General features: G+C 60.2%; 22 protein-coding genes and 1 tRNA gene. 10 read left to right on the forward strand and 13 right to left on the reverse strand.

The window, feature by feature from the left end:
- Positions 1-8 precede the first annotated feature (8 nt).
- The 4 genes from EFB14_RS04030 (at position 9) to EFB14_RS04045 (ending at position 3,480) form a co-directional block, all read left to right on the forward strand.
- Positions 9-794: an ATP12 family chaperone protein gene (locus EFB14_RS04030; RefSeq protein WP_126822934.1), complete on the forward strand. Its 786-nt coding sequence runs from the start codon at positions 9-11 to the stop codon at positions 792-794.
- Between the two features lie 66 nt (positions 795-860).
- Positions 861-1,319 carry a calponin homology domain-containing protein gene (locus tag EFB14_RS04035; protein WP_125845692.1) on the forward strand — a complete coding sequence of 153 codons (459 nt, stop codon included), beginning with the start codon at positions 861-863 and terminating at the stop codon, positions 1,317-1,319.
- A gap of 96 nt (positions 1,320-1,415) precedes the next feature.
- Positions 1,416-2,948 carry an acyl-CoA carboxylase subunit beta gene (locus EFB14_RS04040; RefSeq protein WP_126822936.1) on the forward strand — a complete coding sequence of 511 codons (1,533 nt, stop codon included), beginning with the start codon at positions 1,416-1,418 and terminating at the stop codon, positions 2,946-2,948.
- A 139-nt stretch (positions 2,949-3,087) separates the two neighbouring features.
- Entirely contained in the window at positions 3,088-3,480 is a 393-nt protein-coding gene (locus EFB14_RS04045) for a DoxX family protein (protein WP_126822938.1), read from the forward strand.
- A gap of 48 nt (positions 3,481-3,528) precedes the next feature.
- On the opposite strand, the gene sugE is transcribed toward EFB14_RS04045, so the two are convergent.
- The 7 genes from sugE to lipB form a co-directional block, all read right to left on the reverse strand.
- Positions 3,529-3,843, reverse strand: coding sequence for a quaternary ammonium compound efflux SMR transporter SugE (gene sugE / locus EFB14_RS04050; RefSeq protein ID WP_125845689.1), 315 nt, complete (start codon positions 3,841-3,843; stop codon positions 3,529-3,531).
- A gap of 166 nt (positions 3,844-4,009) precedes the next feature.
- Complete coding sequence (locus EFB14_RS04055) at positions 4,010-4,477, reverse strand: YaiI/YqxD family protein (protein WP_126822940.1); 468 nt, start codon at positions 4,475-4,477, stop codon at positions 4,010-4,012.
- A 10-nt stretch (positions 4,478-4,487) separates the two neighbouring features.
- Positions 4,488-4,958 carry a GNAT family N-acetyltransferase gene (locus EFB14_RS04060; RefSeq protein WP_183604819.1) on the reverse strand — a complete coding sequence of 157 codons (471 nt, stop codon included), beginning with the start codon at positions 4,956-4,958 and terminating at the stop codon, positions 4,488-4,490.
- 115 nt (positions 4,959-5,073) lie between these two features.
- Entirely contained in the window at positions 5,074-7,083 is a 2,010-nt protein-coding gene (locus EFB14_RS04065; protein ID WP_126822944.1) for an acetyl-CoA carboxylase biotin carboxylase subunit, read from the reverse strand.
- Between the two features lie 90 nt (positions 7,084-7,173).
- Positions 7,174-7,878, reverse strand: a complete 705-nt coding sequence (locus EFB14_RS04070) for a hypothetical protein (RefSeq protein ID WP_126822946.1) — start codon at positions 7,876-7,878, stop codon at positions 7,174-7,176.
- Between the two features lie 97 nt (positions 7,879-7,975).
- Positions 7,976-8,932 carry a DMT family transporter gene (locus EFB14_RS04075; RefSeq protein ID WP_376772302.1) on the reverse strand — a complete coding sequence of 319 codons (957 nt, stop codon included), beginning with the start codon at positions 8,930-8,932 and terminating at the stop codon, positions 7,976-7,978.
- Between the two features lie 44 nt (positions 8,933-8,976).
- The gene (gene lipB, locus EFB14_RS04080) at positions 8,977-9,696 is read right to left on the reverse strand and encodes a lipoyl(octanoyl) transferase LipB (protein ID WP_126822949.1); all 720 of its coding nucleotides are present in this window, start codon (positions 9,694-9,696) and stop codon (positions 8,977-8,979) included.
- 182 nt (positions 9,697-9,878) lie between these two features.
- On the opposite strand from lipB, the gene EFB14_RS04085 reads away from it, so the two are divergent.
- Positions 9,879-9,963: transfer RNA gene (locus EFB14_RS04085), tRNA-Leu, on the forward strand.
- Positions 9,964-10,193: 230 nt separating this feature from the next.
- Positions 10,194-10,835, forward strand: a complete 642-nt coding sequence (locus EFB14_RS04090; RefSeq protein ID WP_126822951.1) for a methyltransferase family protein — start codon at positions 10,194-10,196, stop codon at positions 10,833-10,835.
- A 71-nt stretch (positions 10,836-10,906) separates the two neighbouring features.
- On the opposite strand, the gene EFB14_RS04095 is transcribed toward EFB14_RS04090, so the two are convergent.
- From EFB14_RS04095 to EFB14_RS04105, 3 genes are all read right to left on the reverse strand, one after another.
- Entirely contained in the window at positions 10,907-11,272 is a 366-nt protein-coding gene (locus EFB14_RS04095; protein WP_126822953.1) for a hypothetical protein, read from the reverse strand.
- 312 nt (positions 11,273-11,584) lie between these two features.
- Positions 11,585-12,118, reverse strand: coding sequence for a BON domain-containing protein (locus tag EFB14_RS04100; RefSeq protein ID WP_126822955.1), 534 nt, complete (start codon positions 12,116-12,118; stop codon positions 11,585-11,587).
- A gap of 71 nt (positions 12,119-12,189) precedes the next feature.
- The gene (locus EFB14_RS04105) at positions 12,190-12,684 is read right to left on the reverse strand and encodes a peptide deformylase (protein ID WP_126822957.1); all 495 of its coding nucleotides are present in this window, start codon (positions 12,682-12,684) and stop codon (positions 12,190-12,192) included.
- Between the two features lie 239 nt (positions 12,685-12,923).
- Here EFB14_RS04105 and mgtE point away from each other — a divergent pair, with 239 nt between their 5' ends.
- Both mgtE and EFB14_RS04115 read left to right on the forward strand, forming a co-directional pair.
- Positions 12,924-14,336, forward strand: a complete 1,413-nt coding sequence (mgtE, locus tag EFB14_RS04110) for a magnesium transporter (RefSeq protein WP_125845677.1) — start codon at positions 12,924-12,926, stop codon at positions 14,334-14,336.
- A gap of 63 nt (positions 14,337-14,399) precedes the next feature.
- On the forward strand, positions 14,400-14,792 hold the full coding sequence (locus EFB14_RS04115) for a MerR family transcriptional regulator (RefSeq protein WP_164737485.1): 393 nt from the start codon (positions 14,400-14,402) through the stop codon (positions 14,790-14,792).
- Positions 14,793-14,814: 22 nt separating this feature from the next.
- On the opposite strand, the gene EFB14_RS04120 is transcribed toward EFB14_RS04115, so the two are convergent.
- Together EFB14_RS04120 and EFB14_RS04125 are read right to left on the reverse strand one after the other, a co-directional pair.
- The gene (locus EFB14_RS04120; RefSeq protein WP_126822959.1) at positions 14,815-15,804 is read right to left on the reverse strand and encodes a heparan-alpha-glucosaminide N-acetyltransferase; all 990 of its coding nucleotides are present in this window, start codon (positions 15,802-15,804) and stop codon (positions 14,815-14,817) included.
- A complete protein-coding gene (locus EFB14_RS04125) occupies positions 15,804-16,568 on the reverse strand; it encodes a DUF599 domain-containing protein (RefSeq protein WP_125845674.1) in 765 nt (254 codons plus the stop codon). The genes EFB14_RS04120 and EFB14_RS04125 overlap by 1 nt, the downstream gene beginning before the upstream one ends.
- A gap of 317 nt (positions 16,569-16,885) precedes the next feature.
- Between EFB14_RS04125 and EFB14_RS04130 the strand changes: the two genes are divergently transcribed.
- Entirely contained in the window at positions 16,886-18,082 is a 1,197-nt protein-coding gene (locus EFB14_RS04130) for an acyltransferase family protein (RefSeq protein WP_126822961.1), read from the forward strand.
- A gap of 52 nt (positions 18,083-18,134) precedes the next feature.
- Here EFB14_RS04130 and EFB14_RS04135 read toward each other — a convergent pair whose 3' ends face one another.
- The gene (locus EFB14_RS04135) at positions 18,135-18,572 is read right to left on the reverse strand and encodes a VOC family protein (protein WP_126822963.1); all 438 of its coding nucleotides are present in this window, start codon (positions 18,570-18,572) and stop codon (positions 18,135-18,137) included.
- 500 nt (positions 18,573-19,072) lie between these two features.
- On the opposite strand from EFB14_RS04135, the gene EFB14_RS04140 reads away from it, so the two are divergent.
- Positions 19,073-20,476 (forward strand): L-serine ammonia-lyase, encoded by a 1,404-nt coding sequence (locus EFB14_RS04140; RefSeq protein ID WP_126822965.1) that lies wholly within the window; start codon positions 19,073-19,075, stop codon positions 20,474-20,476.
- Positions 20,477-20,514 lie beyond the last annotated feature (38 nt).

Consider the following 20,514-nt stretch of genomic DNA (forward strand, 5'->3'; position numbering starts at 1 on the left):
GTAAGCCCATGCGCGATCTGCTGAACGACCTTTCCGAAGGCCTGAGCCATCCCGATCCCATCCGCCGCGCGCAGATCCAGATGAAGAAGCCGCTGCCGAAGCGCTTCTACACTGACGTCTCAATTGTCGAGCACGAGGGCGGCTTTGCGATCACGCTCGACGGCAAGATGGTGCGCACGCCGGCACGCCAGGTTCTCGCCGTGCCGACCGAGGCACTCGCCCGGCTCGTTGCCGCAGAATGGGAAGCGCAGGCTGAGGTCATCGACCCCGTCACCATGCCGGTAACGAGGCTCGTCAATACCACGCTCGATGGCATCGTCTCCAACACGCAGGCGATCTTCGAAGATATTCTGCGCTTTTCCTCGAGCGACCTGCTCTGCTACCGGGCCGATGGGCCGGAACGGCTGGTGGAGCGCCAAGCGGAACGCTGGGATCCGATTGTCGACTGGGCCGCGAACGATCTCGGCGCCCGCTTCATCCTCGTTGAAGGCGTGATGCATCACGAACAGCCGCGCGAGGCGACCGCCGCCTTTGCCGTCACGCTCGCACGGCACGAAAACCCGCTGGAGCTCGCCGTGCTCCACACGATCACGACGCTGACCGGCTCGGCGATCCTGGCGCTCGCCTTCGCCGAGGACATAGTGACCATGGAGGAGGCATGGTCGCTTGCCCATCTCGACGAGGATTGGACGATCGAGCATTGGGGACGCGACGAGGAGGCCGAGGAGCGGCGGGCGAAGCGCTTTGCAGAGTTCAAGGCGGCGACGGACGTTTTTTTTGCCCTAAGCGCCTGAAACATATTGCCTTCCCAGACATTATGACGAAATCTGCGACTCCAACGGGGAATGCGGGATTTTGCAATGAATTGGCTGAGGTCGTGTTTTTGCCGGGCCGCACTCGTCTGCATTGCGCTTACGGCCTGCGTCAGCCTCTCGGCCAACAAGCACGAGGCGCCGGTCTACGATGTGCGAAGCGCTGTCGTTCTCTCCGGTCCGAACATGCCGGCCGAATTGCTTTCCGGTATCAATGACCGTGTCAATGCTGCGATCAACTCAACGGTGCGTGACACCGTGCTGCCGCGCGTGGTGCTGACGATCCGGGTGGTTTCCATCCAGAAAGGACTCGGCTTCCAGAACGACCGCAACGTCGCCAAGATCAGCATCGACGCAGCCTCTGTCGAGGACGGCTCCGTCATCGCCGTCAGCGCTTTCGAGGTGACCAGTATCGCTGCCGATCCGAAGCTTGCCGACGAGATCATGGCCGAAGACGTCGCGGCACGGATCCGTTCGGTCTTCTCGCTCAGCGGACGTGGCCGCTAAAGAAATTAAACAGTTTGATATCGTCCGGAAATCGCTCACATTTTTCGGTATCATGCGCTAGCGCATATTGAATACGCAGCGGCGAGGAGAGATCGCATGAAGGAAATTCTCGAAGAACTGGAACGCCGCCGCGGCGTTGCCCGCCTCGGTGGCGGCAAGGAGCGCATCGACGCCCAGCACAAGCGCGGCAAGCTGACGGCGCGCGAGCGCATCGACCTCTTCCTCGACGAAGGCTCCTTCGAGGAGTTCGACATGTTCGTCGAACATCGCTCCACCGATTTCGGCATGGACAAGAGCCGTATCGCCGGCGACGGCGTCGTCACCGGCTGGGGCACGGTCAACGGCCGCACGGTCTTCGTCTTCGCCAAGGACTTCACGGTCTTCGGCGGCTCGCTTTCGGAAGCGCATGCCGAGAAGATCATGAAGGTGCAGGACATGGCGCTGAAGAACCGCGCGCCGATCGTCGGTATCTACGATGCGGGCGGCGCCCGCATCCAGGAGGGCGTGGCGGCACTCGGCGGCTATGCCGAGGTGTTCCAGCGCAATGTGCTCGCCTCCGGCGTCATCCCGCAAATCTCGGTCATCATGGGCCCCTGCGCCGGCGGCGACGTCTATTCGCCTGCCATGACAGATTTCATCTTCATGGTGCGCGATTCCTCCTACATGTTCGTCACCGGCCCGGACGTGGTCAAAACGGTCACCAACGAGACCGTGACGGCCGAAGAACTCGGCGGCGCGGTCGTGCATACGACGCGCTCATCGATTGCCGACGGTGCCTATGACAATGATGTGGAGACGCTCTTGCAGGTGCGCCGCCTGATCGATTTCCTGCCGCAGTCCAACACGTCACCGGTGCCGGAAATCGAATGTTACCAGTCGGTGACCGACACCGACAATTCGTTGGATACTCTTGTGCCAGCCAGCGCCAACAAGCCTTACGACATCAAGGAACTGATCCGGAAAGTGGCGGACGAGGGGGATTTCTTCGAGATCCAGGAGAGCTTCGCCAAAAACATCGTCTGCGGCTTCGGCCGCGTCGAAGGCTCCACCGTCGGCTTCGTCGCCAACCAGCCTATGGTGCTGGCCGGCGTGCTCGACAGCGACGCCTCACGCAAGGCGGCCCGTTTCGTGCGTTTCTGCGATTGCTTCAACATTCCGATCGTCACCTTCGTCGACGTGCCGGGATTTCTGCCGGGCACGGCGCAGGAATATGGTGGCCTCATCAAGCACGGCGCCAAGCTACTTTTCGCCTATGCGGAGGCGACGGTGCCGAAGCTCACCGTCATCACCCGCAAGGCCTTCGGCGGCGCCTATGACGTGATGGCGTCGAAGCATTTGCGCGGCGACCTCAACTATGCCTGGCCGACGGCGCAGATCGCCGTGATGGGCGCCAAGGGCGCGGTCGAGATCATCTTCCGCAAGGATATCGCCGATCCAGAGAAGATCGCCGCCCATACCAAGATGTACGAGGACCGGTTCCTCTCGCCCTTCGTCGCCGCTGAGCGCGGTTATGTCGATGAGGTGATTATGCCGCATTCGACGCGGCGGCGGCTGGCGCGCGGCCTGAAGATGCTGCGCAACAAGGATCTCTCCAACCCCTGGAAGAAGCACGACAACATTCCGCTTTGACATTCGCCTTCGAATAAAGCCGCGCAGTCAGGTGTTTACCCGCTGTCGAAAAAGTGAACGGCCGTCAGCGATCCGTGTGTTCAATCCTTGCGGGGGACAGGCTAACGCTCGGCTCTTATTCTTTTAAAGGAGAGGTTTAATGTCAACTTTCGAGCGTCTTTCTGCCTATCGCCCCTATGGGCTGGCCGCTCTCAGAATCATCACCGCGCTGCTGTTCATCGAGCACGGCACGATGAAGCTTTTCGGTTTCCCGGCTTCTCAGATGTCCGGCTCGTTGCCGCCGCTGATGCTTTTCGCCGCGCTTCTGGAATTGATCGGCGGCCTTCTCATTCTCGTCGGCCTGCTGACGCGCCCTATCGCCTTCCTTCTCGCGGGCGAAATGGCGGTCGCCTATTTCATGGCGCATGCGCCGAGCAGCTTCTTCCCGGCCGTCAACCAGGGCGACGCCGCAATCCTGTTCTGCTTCGTCTTCCTTTATCTGTTCTTCTCCGGTCCAGGCGCTCTTGCCGTCGACAACCGCAAGACGGCCTGATGCTTATCGGCTGCGGGGCGCTTCGGCGCCCCGCAGTGTTTTCGCGGATCAGGCGGTAAGCTTGAGGCCGGCGATGCCGGCAACGATCAGCGTGATGCAGGCAAGGCGGGAGACACTGGCCGAATCGCCGAGAAGCCAGACGCCGAGAAGCACGGTGCCGACAGTGCCGATCCCAGTCCAGATCGCATAGGCTGTGCCGATCGGCAGGTGCTTCACGGCAAGACCGAGCAGCACGACGCTCACCACCATGGATATCACTGTCAATGCGGTCGGCAGCGGCCGCGTGAAGCCGTCGGTATATTTAAGGCCGATCGCCCATCCACATTCGAAAAGACCTGCGAGAAAAAGCAGAAACCAGGCCATAAGCCTCTCCTTGTTCAAGAGCGAGGCCGTCCCCGCGACGTTGCATCCTCGGGACGCCGCAGTCGTCTGCGATAGTGCCTATATGCGTAAGGAAACGGCTACGTTCAAGATAGGAATAGGCATGGCTGCCATGCCACCCGTTTCTTGCCGCCCTTGCGGGCAGGCGTCACCGCTGCCCGCCGGTCTCCCCGGAAATGCTCTTGGCGCGGCGGCAGAGGCGGTCGAAGGTTTCGAGGAACCGTGAACGATCCTTCGGACTGAAGGCGGCATTATAGCCCTTGCTCTCACCGGTCTCGCGCAGGTGTGCGCCGAGATCGCGCATGGCGCTCGCCATGCCGATATTGGTCTCGTCGAAGACACGCCCGGTCGGCCCGGAGACGAAGGCGCCGCCGGCGACACAACGTACGGCAAGCGGCACATCGGCGGTAACGACGACGTCGCCCGCGCCAGCGTGCTCGGCGATCCAGTTGTCGGCGGCATCGAAAGCGTTAGAGACGATGACGTTGTGGATCATCGGATCGCGCGAGGGGCGCAGGCCTGAGTTGGCGACGAAGGTGACTTCGAGGCCGTGGCGCTCCGCGACCTTTAGGACTTCCGGCTTCACCGGACAGGCGTCGGCATCGACGTAGATCATGACGATATCCTCATGCCGGTTGAGTGACCGGCTGGCGGACCATATCGATATGGGGAATGCCGTCTTCCAGATATTCCTCAGACGTGCCGATAAAGCCGAAGGATTCGTAGAAGCGGCGCAGATGGGCCTGCGCCGACAAGGCGATGGGATTTGCCGGATAAAGCCGCTCGCAGGCGGTGATCGCTTCGCTCATCAATGCATCGCCCAGACGCTTGCCGCGATGGGCGGGCGAGACGACGACGCGGCCGATCTTCGACGCATCTTGCGGTTCATGCGGTCTCAGTATCCGCGCGGAGGCCAGCAGTTCGCCGCCATCCAGCAGCCGCAGATGCAGGGCATCGATATCCTTGCCGTCGAGCTCGGGATAGGGGCAGTTCTGCTCCACTACAAAGACGTCGACGCGCATTCTCATGAGGTCGTAAAGTTCACGGGCGGAGAACTCGTCGAGACCCTTGAGGTCGGTTGTGTAGGTGGTCGCCATCAGTTAATCCGCTGCGGATGCTCTCGCCGGAATGCATGAGCTCGAGGTTTTCCGTATATGTACGACGGGACGGCTGACTTCAAGCAAGGAATGACGGGCTGACCACGCCGTCGCCTCAGGCGAATTCCATGATCACGGCATCGACGGCCAGGCTTTCGCCGGGCGCCGCATTGATCTTGGAGACGACGAGATCGCGTTCGGCACGCAGCACGTTTTCCATCTTCATTGCCTCGACGACGGCAAGCGTCTCGCCGGCCTTGACCTCCTGGCCCTCGGCAACGGCGATGGCAACGACGAGGCCTGGCATCGGGCAAAGCAGGAACTTGGACGTATCGGGCGGAAGCTTCACCGGCATCAGCCTGTCGAGCTCTGCATGACGGGGCGAAAAGATCTTGGCCGTCACCGAAAGCCCTTGCCAGTCGATGCGCAAGCCGTTGAGAACAGGACGGATTTGCGCAATGACGTCGCGCCCGCCGACCTTGCCGTTCCAGACCGGATCGCCTGGTCTCCAATCGGTGACAACGCTCTTGTTTTCGCCCTCTATCGCCATATCCATGTCGAAGGGGATGGTGACGAGACCGTCGAGCAATCTGGCGGCGACATAGTTGCCGCCGAGCTTGATCACCCAATCCTCGCGCAGGGCGCCCGATGCGGCGCGCAGGCGATCGGCGAAACGTTCGCGGCGGCTCGTCTCGATCAGCGAGGCGGAGAGTGCGATCGCTGCCAGCACGGCCTCCTCCGCCCGATCCGGTTTCATCGGCGCGAAACCATCGGGATATTCCTCGGCGATGAAGCCTGTGGAAAGCCGGCCTTCGCGCCAGCGCGGATGTTTCATCAGCGCCGCAAGGAAAGGCACATTGTGCTGGATGCCATCGACGACGAAGCCGTCAAGTGCCTGACCCATGGCCTCGATCGCCTCGAGCCGGGTTGGCGCCCAGGTGCAGAGCTTGGCGATCATCGGATCGTAATACATCGAAATCTCCGCGCCCTCGAAGACGCCGGTATCGTTGCGCACAACGACATTGCCTGTCCTGCCTTCGGCCGGCGGACGATAGCGCGTCAGGCGGCCGATCGAGGGCAGGAAGTTGCGGTAGGGGTCTTCGGCATAGAGCCGGCTCTCGATCGCCCAGCCGTCAAGCCTGATATCGGCCTGAGTGAAGGGTAGGTGCTCTCCCGCCGCGACGCGAATCATCTGCTCGACAAGATCAATGCCGGTAACGAGTTCGGTCACGGGATGCTCGACCTGCAGGCGGGTGTTCATTTCGAGGAAATAGAAGTTGCGGTCGCGGTCGACGATGAATTCGACGGTGCCGGCGCTCTGGTAGTCGACGGCTCTTGCCAGCGCCACCGATTGCTCGCCCATGGCCTTGCGGGTGGCTTCGTCGAGGAAGGGCGAGGGCGCCTCTTCCGCCACTTTCTGGTTCCGGCGCTGGATCGAGCATTCGCGCTCGCCGAGATAGACGACATTGCCATGCGCATCGGCCAGCACCTGGATCTCGATATGGCGCGGCTCGACGACGAACTTCTCGATGAAGACGCGGTCGTCGCCAAAGGAGCTTTTCGCCTCCGAGCTGGCGCGATCGAAGCCGTCGCGCACTTCCGCCGGGTTCCAGGCGATGCGCATGCCCTTGCCGCCGCCGCCGGCCGAGGCCTTGATCATGACGGGATAACCGATCCCGCCAGCGATTAATTCCGCATGGGCGGCGTCCTCGATGACCCCGAGATGGCCGGGCACGGTGGAGACGCCGGCGGCATTGGCGAATTTCTTCGATTCGATCTTGTCGCCCATCGCCATGATGGCTTTGGGCTTCGGCCCGATGAAGACGATGCCCTGCTTTTCCAGCTCGGCGCAGAAGGAAGCACGTTCGGAGAGGAAGCCGTAACCGGGGTGGACGGCCTCAGCGCCCGTCGCCTTGCAGGCAGCGATGATCTTATCGGCGACCAGATAACTCTCGGAGGCCGCGGCTGAGCCGATGTGAACGGCCTCGTCGGCCATCTCGACATGCAGCGCGTCCCGATCGGCATCCGAATAGACCGCAACGGTCGAAATGCCCATGCGGCGCGCAGTCTTGATCACGCGGCAGGCGATTTCGCCGCGATTCGCGATCAGGATTTTCTTGAACATCGAGACTCCACCCAGAAATGCGTTCCGAAGTTTTACGCACAAAACATCGGAACGCACAATCAGGCTTGAGGCAGGTCACGCTGCAAGGCGTCAGGCGACGGCGGCTTCCCAGACGGGTTCTTCGTCGACGATGCGCAGCCAGCGGCTACGCCGCGGCCCAGGACGGTCGCGCAGCTCGATAGCGGCCATGATGCCGTTCCAGTGCGGATGATTCGCGCTAGGCAGCGTTGCCTGCTCGATCTGCTGGAGCACGCCATATTCGGCCGGCGAGACGGCGATGACGCCGCCTTCGGCGATGGCTCTGAATATGCGCATCGCGAAATCGACATCCTGGCGGGTGATGTTCCGGCGGTCGACGGCGCGCGATAACTTGTAGCCGCCGATGCCGTCGGTGATCGCCAGCCGAAGCTGATCGAGGGCGAGGGCTCTCAGTTCGCCCGGAACATCGGCCGAAATCTCCATAACATGGAGAATGAGCTCGAGCTCCAGCGCCGAGTTGACGACACCATCGGTCGTAAACATGCGCATGATCCAGGCGACGTTGATTTCATCAAGCGAGCCCTGCGGATAGGTGTGATTAACGATGAAACCGGCGAGTTGCTCCACGAAGAAAGCATTCCACTCGGTGCATTTTTCAGGGCAGGAATTGTTCAGTGCCAACATCGCCACGACATCCTGAGATGTCCGGATACCTTCCGGAAAGGCATGTTTGCGCAGCAGCACTATATCTTCGGCCGTCAGCCGATGCTTACCGGCCACGACGGAGGCCGGAAAAGCGAGACGGAATTCGCTCATGTTTTAACTCCAGACTTCATCATGAAGCCGAAGATTGTTTTACCGTCTGCGAATTGACGATCCCTCAAGAAGGGGAGTTAACCCCGTATTTGCCCGGTCAGGAAGATTTTAACGATCGCGCCTGCAGCCGCTCACGCCAGATGATGAAGAGACCGGAAGCGACGATGATGAAGATGCCGATCCATTTGGAAAAACTCGGGAAATCGTTGAACACCGCATAGCCGAGCACGGTCGCCGAGATGATCTCGAAATATTGGAAAGGCGCAAGCAGCGACAGCGGTGCGAGCCGGAAAGCCCTGACCACCAACAGGTGCGCATATCCCGAAATCGAGCCTAGGATGAGAAGCAGGACGAGGCCGAGAATGGAGGAGGGCAGGGAGATGGCAAAATCGGCACTGCCGGAACCGCTTCCGACGACAAGGGCGGCCGCCATGAAAACTGCTCCACCGATGCCAGACATCGTCTGCATGGTCAGCGGCGAATCAGCTTCGCCGATCGCGCGGTTGAGGAAAAGATAGAGCGCGAAGAGAAAGGCGCAGGCAACCGGCAGCAGGGCCTTCAGGCCGAAGATCTCGTAGCTCGGCTGAATGACGATCATCGCGCCGCCAAAACCGACGACGATCGCCATCCAGCGCCGCCAGCCGACCTTGTCGCCGAGAAACAGCGCGGACATGGCGGTCAGCATGAAGGGCTCGACGAAATAGATGGCGAAGACATCGGCAAGCGGCATGTATTTGACGGCAACGAAAAAGAGCAGGCTCGCGGCACCGTGCAGCACGCCGCGCAGCAGGTTCATCCACGGCCGTTTGGCCGAAAGCGCCTTCCGCCCGAAAAAGGCGAAGAGAAACGGCAAGGTGCAGGCAAGCTGAAAGAAGAAGCGATAGAAAGTGACCTGGCCCGGCGACATCGCCTCGAAGGTCGCCATGTATTTGGCGATGGCATCCATGGTCGGCAGGATGAGCATGGCGCCGGACATGATGGCCATGCCCTGCAGGGAATTTTGATGGGCTGAATGCTCTGACATGGCTGCCGATTCTGAAGGGAACCATGCCATCAACCACGGGAAAGCCAGGCAAATCAAGCCGGCAACGGCGAAGATCAGACCTCGCTCATCGTTTCGCCGAAAACCTGCTCGAAGGCGGCCCGCAGCCGGATATCGACATCCGCCATCATGACAGGCAGGCCAAGATCGACGAGGCTGGTGACGCCATAGCCCGATATCCCGCAGGGCACGATGCCGCTGAAATGATCGAGATCGGGATCGACGTTGAGCGACAGCCCGTGAAAAGTCACCCATTTGCGCAGCCTGATACCGAGGGCCGCGATCTTGTCTTCCGCCATCGTTCCATCGGCCAGCAGCAGTTTCTCGGGGCGGCGTACCCAGACGCCGACGCGATCCTCGCGCCGCTCGCCGCGCACGTTCATCATATCGAGCGTCCGGATGACGATCTCCTCCAGGGCGGCGACGAAGGCGCGCACGTCCTGGCGCCTCCGCTTGAGGTCGAGCATGACATAAGCGACGCGCTGGCCAGGCCCATGATAGGTATATTCCCCGCCGCGCCCCGTCCCGAAGACCGGAAAACGGTTCGGGTCCACCAGATCCCGCGCATCGGCACTGGTGCCGGCGGTGTAAAGCGGCGGATGCTCGACGAGCCAGACGAGCTCGTCACCGCCATCTGATATCGCCGCCACCTCACGCTCCATCGTCTCCACCGCCTCCTCATAGGGAACGAGGCCATCGGCGATGCGCCAGCGCACCGGGCTGGAGCCGAGTTTCGGAAGCATGGAGAATTCGAGATCGGTACGAAGCATAGCCATTCCTTGCCGCTCTCCCGTATTGCCTGCGAAAAAAGGGGCGGCAGCAGCCGTATATGGACCCGTTTGGAGGGCAATTCAAATGCTGTGACAGGTTTTCAAAAAAACTGTCATATCGCCCTTGTGCACCCCAAATGCTTTTGCTACATGCTGCCCCGCCGACGCAAATCGGCACCTACCACGATGCGGTCGTGGCGGAATTGGTAGACGCGCAGCGTTGAGGTCGCTGTGGGGCAACCCGTGGAAGTTCGAGTCTTCTCGACCGCACCATCTCCCTTTCAAGGGAACGCTCGCCGCGCAATAGTTGCGGCAGATCCTGACAGAACTCTACTGCCTGTGACAATGCCTTTAAGCTTGTCATTGTTGCTGCGTTCTGCAGCCGGATCGGAGAAGCAAGAGCATTTGCACCGTGAAAATTCATAGAGCGCCTTAATACATAATTAGCAATGGCGCATATAGAGGTAAACTCGGCTCTGTGCATGCGAAAGTGGTTGAGGACAATGAAAAAACAGGCGTCAAGCTGGTCACTCCTCGATGTTCATTTTGCTCTCGATATCGTCGAGAAGGCCCTCATTGGATATTTCTTCGTCGCCATCGTCATGCGTGTCGTGCCCCAGATGCGGGACAACCGGGCGATCATCGATTGCCTGTTGATTGTCTCAGAGGCGGCCGCGGCCTTCCTCATTCTGACGCGCCGGCCGACGAGAAATACGTCGCTGCGCCTTTTCGACTGGATGGTCACCGCCGTCGGCACTACCTTCCCGCTGCTCGTCACGCCCTCCGATTCGCAGCCGCTTGCGCCGATCCCGCTCTGCGTGATGGCAATGGCCTTCGGTTTCAGCCTGCAAATCGCGGCAAAGCTGACGTTGCTGCGAAGCTTCGGGCTGGTGCCGGCCAATCGGGGCGTGAAGATCGGCGGACCCTATAAATTTATCCGCCATCCGATGTATGCAGGCTATCTGCTGACGCATATCGGCTTTTTCCTGGTCCATCCGAGCTTTTGGAACTTTGCCGTCTATGCAATTGCCCTTACGGCACAATGTTTTCGGCTGCTGGCTGAAGAGCGTCTGCTCAAGCAGGATCCTTTATACGTAACCTTCATGGCCACGACCCGTTACCGGCTCATTCCATTCGTCTTCTGAGATGACGAAGCGGATTTAAAAGAAAAAGGGCCGACTTCCGGCCCTTTCCTTCAGCCAATGATGATCGCTGATCAGTGCATTGCACGGCATGCATCGGTGCGGGAAGCTCCACTGTCGGCACCCTTGGTGTGGGAGCCGCTCGGGCCGATCATGCTGTGGCATGGGGGCAGGGGCTTGATGCTGGCGGTCGCCATCTTGTCGACGGCAGGACCGGACATGCGGCTCGGGGCAAAACCGTCGCTGTCATTGGTGTAGTCGCTGGAATAGGCCGGGGCCCTGCGGTTGCTGTAATGCACCTGGGCCGGCTTTGACATCGGGCTCGGGGCAAAACCATCGCTATCATTGGTGTAGTCGTCGGAATAGGTCGACTGGGCGAAGGCAGCGCCTGCGAGGCTGACGGCGAACAGGGAGGCGGCGAGAGCAAATTTGATGCGCATGAGTTTATCTCCTCAATCTGCTGTTGAATTCAACAGCATAAGCCATCCCCGGCGAAGAGAAGTTCGCGCCCCAATTCAGGCAATTTTGTGAAATGAAAAAGGCCTGCCTCCACCCTTTTGTTCAAATGAAATCACAGTCTTGTCAACGGATTTGACGTTTTCGTTACGGAAGCCGCCTAAGAAAAACAGGCAAAATTGACAGGCACAAAACAATGTTCGATACAATCGGAAATTGATTAACTTTTGGTAATATTGCGGCGGCCATTCGGGAGGCGAGGGGCTGCCTCCCGGGTTCTTTTATCGGGTGTGCGTTCAATCCTCATTCGGGATATGCGCATCGACACCGGTCAGCTGCAGTTTGTTGCGCACATGATGGACGCCGTCGACCGAAAGCGCGCTGAGTTCGACCTTGCGGGCAATGCCGATCGTCTCCACGGAGCCTTCCAGGGTGACAACGTGTCCGTCGGCGTGGACCTCGATGCTGTTTATGTCGACCTCGGGAATGTTTTCGAGGTTGTCCGTCACCCGCGCTTCCAGATCATCGCTTTCATCCCGATCGATCATATCGGCGCGCAGCGAATCCTTCAGACGATTCTCGTTTCCGTCCCTGTCGATGCCGTCGATCCGGAAGCCCTTGTTGGGATCGGTCTCGAAATTGGCCGCGGTCTCGCCATAGGGGCGGTTTCCCGGGCCTTCAGTGCCGGTGCCGTCGGCATAGGGCCAGCCATCGTCAAGATTGCGTTCCTCGAGGTCGCGATAATCTTCTTCGCGGGAAAGCTCCAGATTGTTTCGGGAAACCCTGGGCTTATCGCCTGTACGCGGGGTTTTGCCATCGATCCTTGCCATTGCCGTCGCTCCTTGCTTTCTCTTTTGAGAACGCGAGCAACGGCCAATGGTTCGAGGCGGCGGACGATTTGTCAGCCGGTCGTCTTCTCCCATTTCTTCACGAGACGGTCGCGCTTCAGCCGCGAGAGGCGCTGCAGCCAGAAAATGCCGTCGAGCTGATCGATTTCGTGCTGAATGCAAATGGCGAGAAAACCTTCGGCAGCATCCTCGTGCCCGGCGCCCTCGCCATCCTTATAGCGGAAGCGGATTGCCCGCGGGCGCGTCACCTCGTCGGTCGCACCTGGCATGGAGACGCTGCCTTCGGCGTGGCTCATCGTCTCCTTCGAAAACCAGGTGATCTCCGGGTTGACGTAGAGGCGTACGCCGTCGGCCTTGTCGAGCTCCAGCACCGTCACGCGGCTGAGGACGCCGATATGGGCGGCGGTGATGCCGACGCCGGGAGCAGCGCGCATGGTCGCCAGCAGGTCGTCAGCGAGCTCGGCAAGCGACGAATCGAAGGCCGTCACCGGCGTGCAAACGGTCTTCAGACCGGGATGCGGATAGCGCAGAATCGGACGGATGGGCATGGGACGGGCTTCCTGTGCTTGGACGGTCGCGGAAACTATCGCCGGCCGCAGGCATTGTCATCACGAAGCATGGTTTGCAGCTTTACGGCAAGGATGCTTTGGGCTAGCAGGAGCAGGAATTCCGGCTGCGGGAAGCGCGCGCCGGATTGACTTATCCGCTTGTTGACAATGTGTTTTCGGCCGACATTTGCGAATGGCGGCGGCAGTCGTTGAAATTCGAACCAGATGCGAGGCGGCAGATGACGACGACCGACGGGGAAGACCGCATTCGCAGGCGCGATGACGAGGAAGCCGACATCTACGACGAGGACGGCAATGTCCGCAGCGATTTCCTGGCGCTCGTCGGCGCCGCGATCGCCGACCGCGATACGCTGTTCCTGCGCCAGAACGTTGCCCGCCTGCATGAATCCGAAATAGGCGACCTGCTGGAATCGATCCAGCCGGATCAGCGCCTGGCGCTGGTGCGCCTGCTCGGCGACGATTTCGACATGACGGCGCTGACCGAGGTCGACGAGGCGATCCGCCGCGAAATCGTCGACCAGATGCCGAACGAGCAGATCGCCGCGGCAATCGGCGAACTCGATTCGGACGATGCGGTCTACATTCTCGAGGATCTCGACAAGGAAGACCGGGAAGAGATTCTCGCCCAGCTGCCATTCACCGAGCGGGTGCGGCTGCGCCGGGCGCTCGATTATCCCGAAAGTTCGGCCGGGCGCCGCATGCAGACGGAATTCGTCGCCGTGCCGCCGTTCTGGACGGTCGGGCAGACGATCGACTATATGCGCGACGAGGAGGATCTGCCCTATTCCTTCTCACAGATCTTCGTCATCGATCCGACCTTCAAGCTGCTCGGCGCCGTCGATCTCGACCAGATCCTGCGCACCAAGCGGCAGACGAAGATCGAGCAGATCATGCGGGAGACGAACCATCCGATCCCGGCCGAAATGGACCAGGAAGAGGCCGCCCAGCTCTTCGAGCAGTACGACCTTCTCTCGGCCGCGGTCGTCGACGAGAACGGCCGGCTGGTCGGCGTCTTGACCATCGACGACGTCGTCGACGTCATCCACGAGGAGGCCGACGAGGACATCAAGCGCCTCGGCGGCGTCGGCGACGAAGAACTGTCCGACAACGTGCTCTCGACGGCGCGCTCGCGTTTCCTGTGGCTTTTGATCAACCTCGGCACGGCGATGCTGTCGGCAAGCGTCATCGGCCTGTTCGACGCTTCGATCGAGAAGATGATCGCGCTTGCCGTGCTGATGCCGATCGTCGCTTCGATGGGCGGCAATGCCGGCACGCAGACGATGACGGTGACGGTGCGCGCGCTCGCTACCCGCGATATCGATATCTACAATGCCGGCCGTATCATCCGCAGAGAGGCTGGCGTCGGCATCCTCAACGGCATTATCTTCGCGACGATCATGGGCGCAATCGCCGGCATTTGGTTTCATGACTACCAGCTCGGCGGCGTGATCGCTGCGGCGATGATCATCAACCTGATGGCGGCGGCCCTTGCCGGCATCCTTCTGCCGCTGCTGCTCGACAAGATGGGAGCCGATCCGGCGATCGCCTCGTCCGTTTTCGTCACGACGGTGACCGACTGCACCGGTTTCTTCGCTTTTCTCGGCATCGCCACCTGGTGGTTCGGCATCTGATCGACCGCTGAAATTGACTATTACGTAAAAGTCAATATTATGGCCTGTGCAGACGGGGAACACATGCCGGTGAACAAATATTATAGCATAACGGAGCTGACGCGCGAATTCGGTGTATCCACGCGCACGCTCCGCTTCTACGAAGATGAGGGATTGATCCATCCGGAACGGCGAGGACGCACCCGTCTCTTCAGGCAGGCCGACCGGCGTCTCATCGCGGAAATCCTGCGCGGCCGGCGCATCGGTTTCACCATCGCCGAGATCCGCGAGATCATCCAGGTCTACAAGGAGCCGCCGGGCGAGCTCGGCCAGCTCAAGCTGCTGATGAAACGCGTCGACGAGAAGCGCGAGGATCTGCGCCAGAAGCGCAAGGACATCGACGACACGCTGACCGAGCTCGACAATATCGAAGAAGCCTGCCTCGGCCGCCTCGCCGAAATCGGCGTCACCACCTGAAACTGCCGCCGAGCGGCCGCCATTATTGCGCCTCGGCGCTGCATTCGGCGGCAATCGTCTGGACGCGCTCGTCGTTTTCTATGTCGATCGTCCCCGCCTGCAGTGGGGTAAGCAGGCTTTGCGTCTGCAATTTTTGCAGCGTGCACTGGCAGAAGCTGCGGCAGAGCGCTTCGCCCTGCTGCATGACGCAAGCGGCATTGCATTGCTTTAGGTAAGTTTCGACCGGATCAGGCTTCGGCGGCGGGACCACAAGGGAAAGTCCGTAGGCGAGAGCGATCAAAACCGGCTGGTGAATGAGGTAGAACGCAAGGCTGTGACGGCCAAGCTTTGCCGTCCACCTGGAGTCGGTGCCGATGGCGGCAAGCCGGTGGACAATCCCGGTTCTGAGGGCAATCGAGGCAAAGCTCAATCCGACGAAAAAGGGCGTTCCCCATGGAAAGAGCGGGACGTAGTCGTTGGAGCGTTCGGGCATCTCGGCAAGGCCGATCCAGGCAAGATATCTGGGATCGAAGAAAGATGATCGAAGCAGGCCCGGTGTTCCGAAATTGTCGGTGATCCACGCGGCCAGGAGGGCGACCGTGACGATCAGCGTGAAAGCGAGCGGCAACCTGACGAAAACCACGCCGATGAGCGTGAGCACCGCGATGCAATGCAGGATGCCGAAATAGATCCACTCGTTCGGCATTGCGATGCGCGTGGCGATCGAGATGAGCGCGGCCGCAGCGGCAATCATGCCGAACCGCTTCCAGAAGGAGGGCCAGCGCACTTCGGGCGTGCTCGAGAGCGCCAGGCTGATTCCGACGATGAAGAGAAAGGTCGTGGCGATCGCCCGGGCATAGATTTTCAGCCAGCCGGTCTCGGCCGTGCCCGGCGCGAGATACCCCATGAACTCCATGTCCCAGCTGAAATGGTAAGTCGCCATGGCGATCAGCGCGGCGCCGCGCGCGGTATCCAATAGACCGATGCGTGGCGGTCTGGCCGCGGCATCGGCTTCAATTGCCGGCAATGTCATCAGAAGCCCTCGGGCAAATCATTTCCGTCGCGCGACGGCATATCGCGGCGAATAGCAGAAAGGTGGAGATTTGATGGCGAACCGACATCCATGATCGCCAGACGCGCTTCCGAGAAGAACTGCCGGCGCGCCAGCACGAAAATGACAACCGATGTCGTCACCATGAAGACATAAGGGTTGATGAGCCAGCCGAGATATCCGATCGACAGGAAGATCGCCCTCAGGCCTTCGTTGAAATTGCTGGCAGCAATGACGTTCATGCGAATGACGCGTTCGGCGGCTCGCTCGGCGGCGATGACATCGCTTTCGGCCTCGCGTAGCATCGGGATCGAGCCGAAAAGAATGGTGCAATAGTTGAACAGCCGGTAGGACCAGCCGAACTTGAAGAAGGCATAGCCGAAAAGCGCCGCGAGCCCTCCGACCTTGAGCTCGAAGGCGGCGTGGCCGCCGTGGAAGACGAAGGGCAGGTCGGCGAAAACGGCGTCGACCTTTTCCGTCGCACCGAGCAGGGCAAAGCAGCTGCCGATCGCGAAGATCGAGGTCGAGGCGAAGAAGGCGGTGCCGTTCTGCAGGCCGGCCATGATCTGCGTGTCGATCATCTTCAAATCGCGGCGCAGCGAATTGTAGATCCACTCCCGGCGCCGCTCGATCATCGCATGCGTCAGGCTGGTGCGTCCGAAGAAAGTGCGGCCCTGCAGCAGCCAGGAATAGCCCACCCACATACAGGCAAAGAAGGCCAGAGCGATGTAGTCCGCCATCGTCATCAGTGATTCAGTCTCCGCAGGAAAGCGGCCACTATGCCGCAAGTCGGATTATGCCGCATGGCCGAGTTCGGCGGCTTTACGCGGGCTTTCAGCCACGCAGCACTTCGGCATAATCGAGCCGCTTGGAAACGACAAGGCTTAGTGGATCGCCGACCGGCATCTTCTGGAGAAAGCGCCGCCTGGCCGGAAAACTTAGCTACCCGAAGTGGCGTCCTGCATGGCAACCAGCAGACGAACGCACCGCGTTAACCGCTTGTAAAGTTGTGACGGCCAATTGTTCAGGACTGGATATGAACACCTAATTTGAAAAGTGCCCCATGAGCCGGCCGGATTACATCCCGAGTCTTGATGGCCTGCGCGGTGTCGCTGCGCTTCTGGTCGTTGGAGCCCATATTGGCTTTATCTTTCCCGTGACAGCTCGGCATCTCGTGACGATGGGCGATGAAGCTGTGGGTTTGTTTTTTTCTCTTAGCGGCTTCCTGATGGCTCATCTCTACGGCTCACGGCCGGTTACGAGAGAAAACGTGATGGATTTTCTTGTGAGCCGCTTTGCTCGCATCTATCCGGTTTATCTCGCCGCAGTCGTTTTCGTAGCGATGCTGTCGAGCATGCAAAATCTGGATTTTGTTCAGCCGATCATGGGCGGCGCGGATTTTGTGCGCCATATCTTTCTTCTCGGCTCCAGCGGTGTTTTCTGGTCGATACCACCTGAGATCCAATTCTATCTGCTTTTTCCTGTCCTGTGGCTTTGCCTGGCCCAGCCGCAACGCTATAGCGGCCTGATTGTGGGCCTCACCGTGGTCGTCGTCGCGGACGGCCTGGTTGAATTGCCCGGCCCGGGAATAATGCTGGTCTCCAAGCTCCCTTACTTTCTTTTCGGCGCACTTGCCGGAATGATGCATTCCTACTGGTACAGCTGGATTCCGTCTGTCCTCACAGGGATTTTGACGCTTTTCCTTCTGGCGGTGTTTTTCACTTACAGGCATATCGTGTCGGGCTTTTCCCCTGAATTCTGGGGCCTGCAAAGTGCGGTGGCCGCAGCCGTAATTGTCGGGCTCGTCGCTCGACAACCTCCCGTCGCTGCACATGTCCTGGCGGCTGCGCCAATACGGTTTCTAGGAAAGATCAGCTTTTCACTCTACCTTTTCCATGTCCCCATCATGTTCCTGACGCGTCTGACTTTTGATGTCTTGATGCCGGAACCGGCGCTCATTGTGGTGACGCTTTTCGTAGCGGCAGTCGGGGCATGGTTCATCCACGAGACGATCGAGGTTCCCGGTCGGCAGCGGCTGGTTCGGCTATGGCAGGATAATCGATCGCGCGTGGTTTCGCGCAAGACTCCGGCTGATCAAACGGACCGCGCGATCATCAATCTGCAAGAGGTTGAAAAGCGTCTGCTGCACGGCGCGACTTCAACCATGGCCGATCAACGACAAGTCTCTACGACGCCCGAAGCGTGGGATGAGGCCGATGGCGTCATTCAAGATAATCTCAACGAGAAGCGTCGCGCATAGCCCAGATTCTCGCTGGCATTGAACGCCCTTCATCATCGTCTTCGTATTGCGCTCAGCCGAGTTCTTGGGCGAGCCCGATGAGAAGTCCTTCCGGCCCTCTTATGTAGCAGAGCCGATACGCGTCTTTATACTGCACGACTTCGCCTATGAGCCGCGCGCCGTGCGTACGGAGCCTTTCAAGCGTCTCGTCGATATTGTCCACGGTGAACATCACGCGGAGGTAGCCAAGTGCGTTGACCGGGGCATTCCTGTGATCGGCGACGACACGCGGCTTCAGAAAGCGGGAGAGTTCGAGCCGGCTGTGTCCATCAGGTGTACGCATCATAGCAATCTCGACATGCTGGTCGCCCAGTCCAGTGATACGTCCAGCCCATTCTCCTTCGATCGTGGCCCGCCCTTCGAACTCGAGGCCGAGTTCGCGAAAGAATTCAATCGTTCCTTCGAGGTCTTCGACGACGATTCCTACATTGTCCATCCGCTTGAGCGCCATGTTTCAAATCTCCGAGATGTCGTTCCAATCTGCAAGGTGTCACTAGTCCAGCAACGGACAAGTTGTTCAACATCCCCGGGCCTCATCCGGGGAGCCCGCATCAACGAAGGCGTTCAACTTGCCCGGCATTAGCCGGGACAGCCTCCGCCAGTGCCGTTGCACCCCAGCGCTGACGGCCAAGATCGCGATCCAGTCTTTTCTCGCGCTGTGTCCAATCGGTTCTACGTTGATATCGGCATAAAGCACACTCTACATAGGCCTCGAATGCTGCAATGACTGTAACGCGAACCGCTTGGTTTAGCGCATAATCCCGAAAAATCGGATTCGATTTTCGGAAAGGACTATGCGCAAACTCAAAGTGCTAGCGCGGCCCTATTCGACGCGCGGCGCTCTAGCGTGTAGTCCCGATGTCGCACCGGCTCCATGCGATGTCGGTGCGCCGCGCGGATCCGAAACCGGCCTCGCTTAAGCTTGCAATCTCGTATTCAAAAGGCGCATCCATGTTTCTTTCGGTATTCGATGTCTTCAAGATCGGTGTCGGGCCTTCGAGCTCGCACACGATGGGTCCGATGTCCGCCGCCAACAGGTTTCTCCAGCTGATCCTGTCGGACGAATGGCCGCGTCCGTCATCGGGCGCGCAGGTCGCCGCAATCAAGGTCAGCCTGCACGGCTCGCTCGCGCATACCGGAATCGGCCACGGCACGGGCAGGGCGGTCATTCTCGGGCTGATGGGCGAGGCGCCCGACAGTGTCGATCCGGACAAGATGGACGGCATCATTGATACGGTGGAGCGCACTGGCCGCATTGCGCCGGCTGGCCATCCTTCCTATCAGTTCCAGCCGAAGACCGATCTCATCTTCGACAAGAAACAGCCGCTGCCAGGCCATGCCAACGGCATGGCTTTTTCGGCCTATGACAGGGATGGCCGGCTGCTCCTCAAGCGCATTTATTATTCGGTCGGCGGCGGCTTCGTCGTCACCGATACCGAGCTGGAGCAGATGCGGGCGAAGAAGAATGCCGCCAGCGGCGCGCGCGTCCCTTATCCCTTCTCGACCGCCAAGCAGATGCTCGAGATGGCGGAGCGCTCCGGGCTTTCGATCGCGCAGATGAAACGAGCGAATGAGGAGAGCCAGCGCTCGCGCGAGGAACTCGACCAGGGGCTTGACCGCATCTGGGAGGCAATGCGCTCCTGCATCGAGCGCGGTCTCAAGGTGGATGGCATCATGCCCGGCGGCCTCAACGTCAAACGCCGCGCACGCAAGATCCACGACAAGCTGGAGGAGGAGTGGCGCAGCAACCGGGTCAACCCGCTGCTCGCCAACGACTGGCTGAGCGTTTATGCGATGGCCGTCAACGAGGAAAACGCGGCCGGCGGGCGTGTCGTCACTGCGCCGACCAACGGGGCGGCCGGCGTCATTCCGGCGACGATCCGCTACTACGAGCATTTCCACGAGGACTGGGACCAGGAAGGCATCCGCGATTACCTGCTGACCGCTGCCGCGATTGGCGGCATCATCAAGCACAATGCCTCGATCTCGGGCGCTGAAGTCGGCTGTCAGGGCGAGGTCGGCTCGGCCGCAGCCATGGCCGCCGCCGGCCTTGCGGCTGTCATGGGCGGCACGCCGGAGCAGATCGAGAACGCCGCCGAGATCGCGCTCGAACACCATCTCGGTATGACTTGCGATCCGGTCGCAGGCCTCGTGCAGGTTCCCTGCATCGAGCGCAACGCGCTCGGCGCGGTCAAGGCCGTCACCGCGGCCTCACTCGCCGTCAAGGGCGACGGCCAGCATTTCGTACCCCTCGACGCCTGCATCGAGACGATGCGCCAGACCGGCCACGACATGAGCGAAAAATACAAGGAAACCTCGACCGGCGGCCTTGCCGTCAACGTCGTCGAATGCTGAGTTTGTGGATGCTCTAAGCTTGGCGCTTGACGCTCGCT

The sequence above is a fragment of the Rhizobium fabae genome, assembly GCF_003985135.1.
Lineage (GTDB): Bacteria > Pseudomonadota > Alphaproteobacteria > Rhizobiales > Rhizobiaceae > Rhizobium > Rhizobium pisi.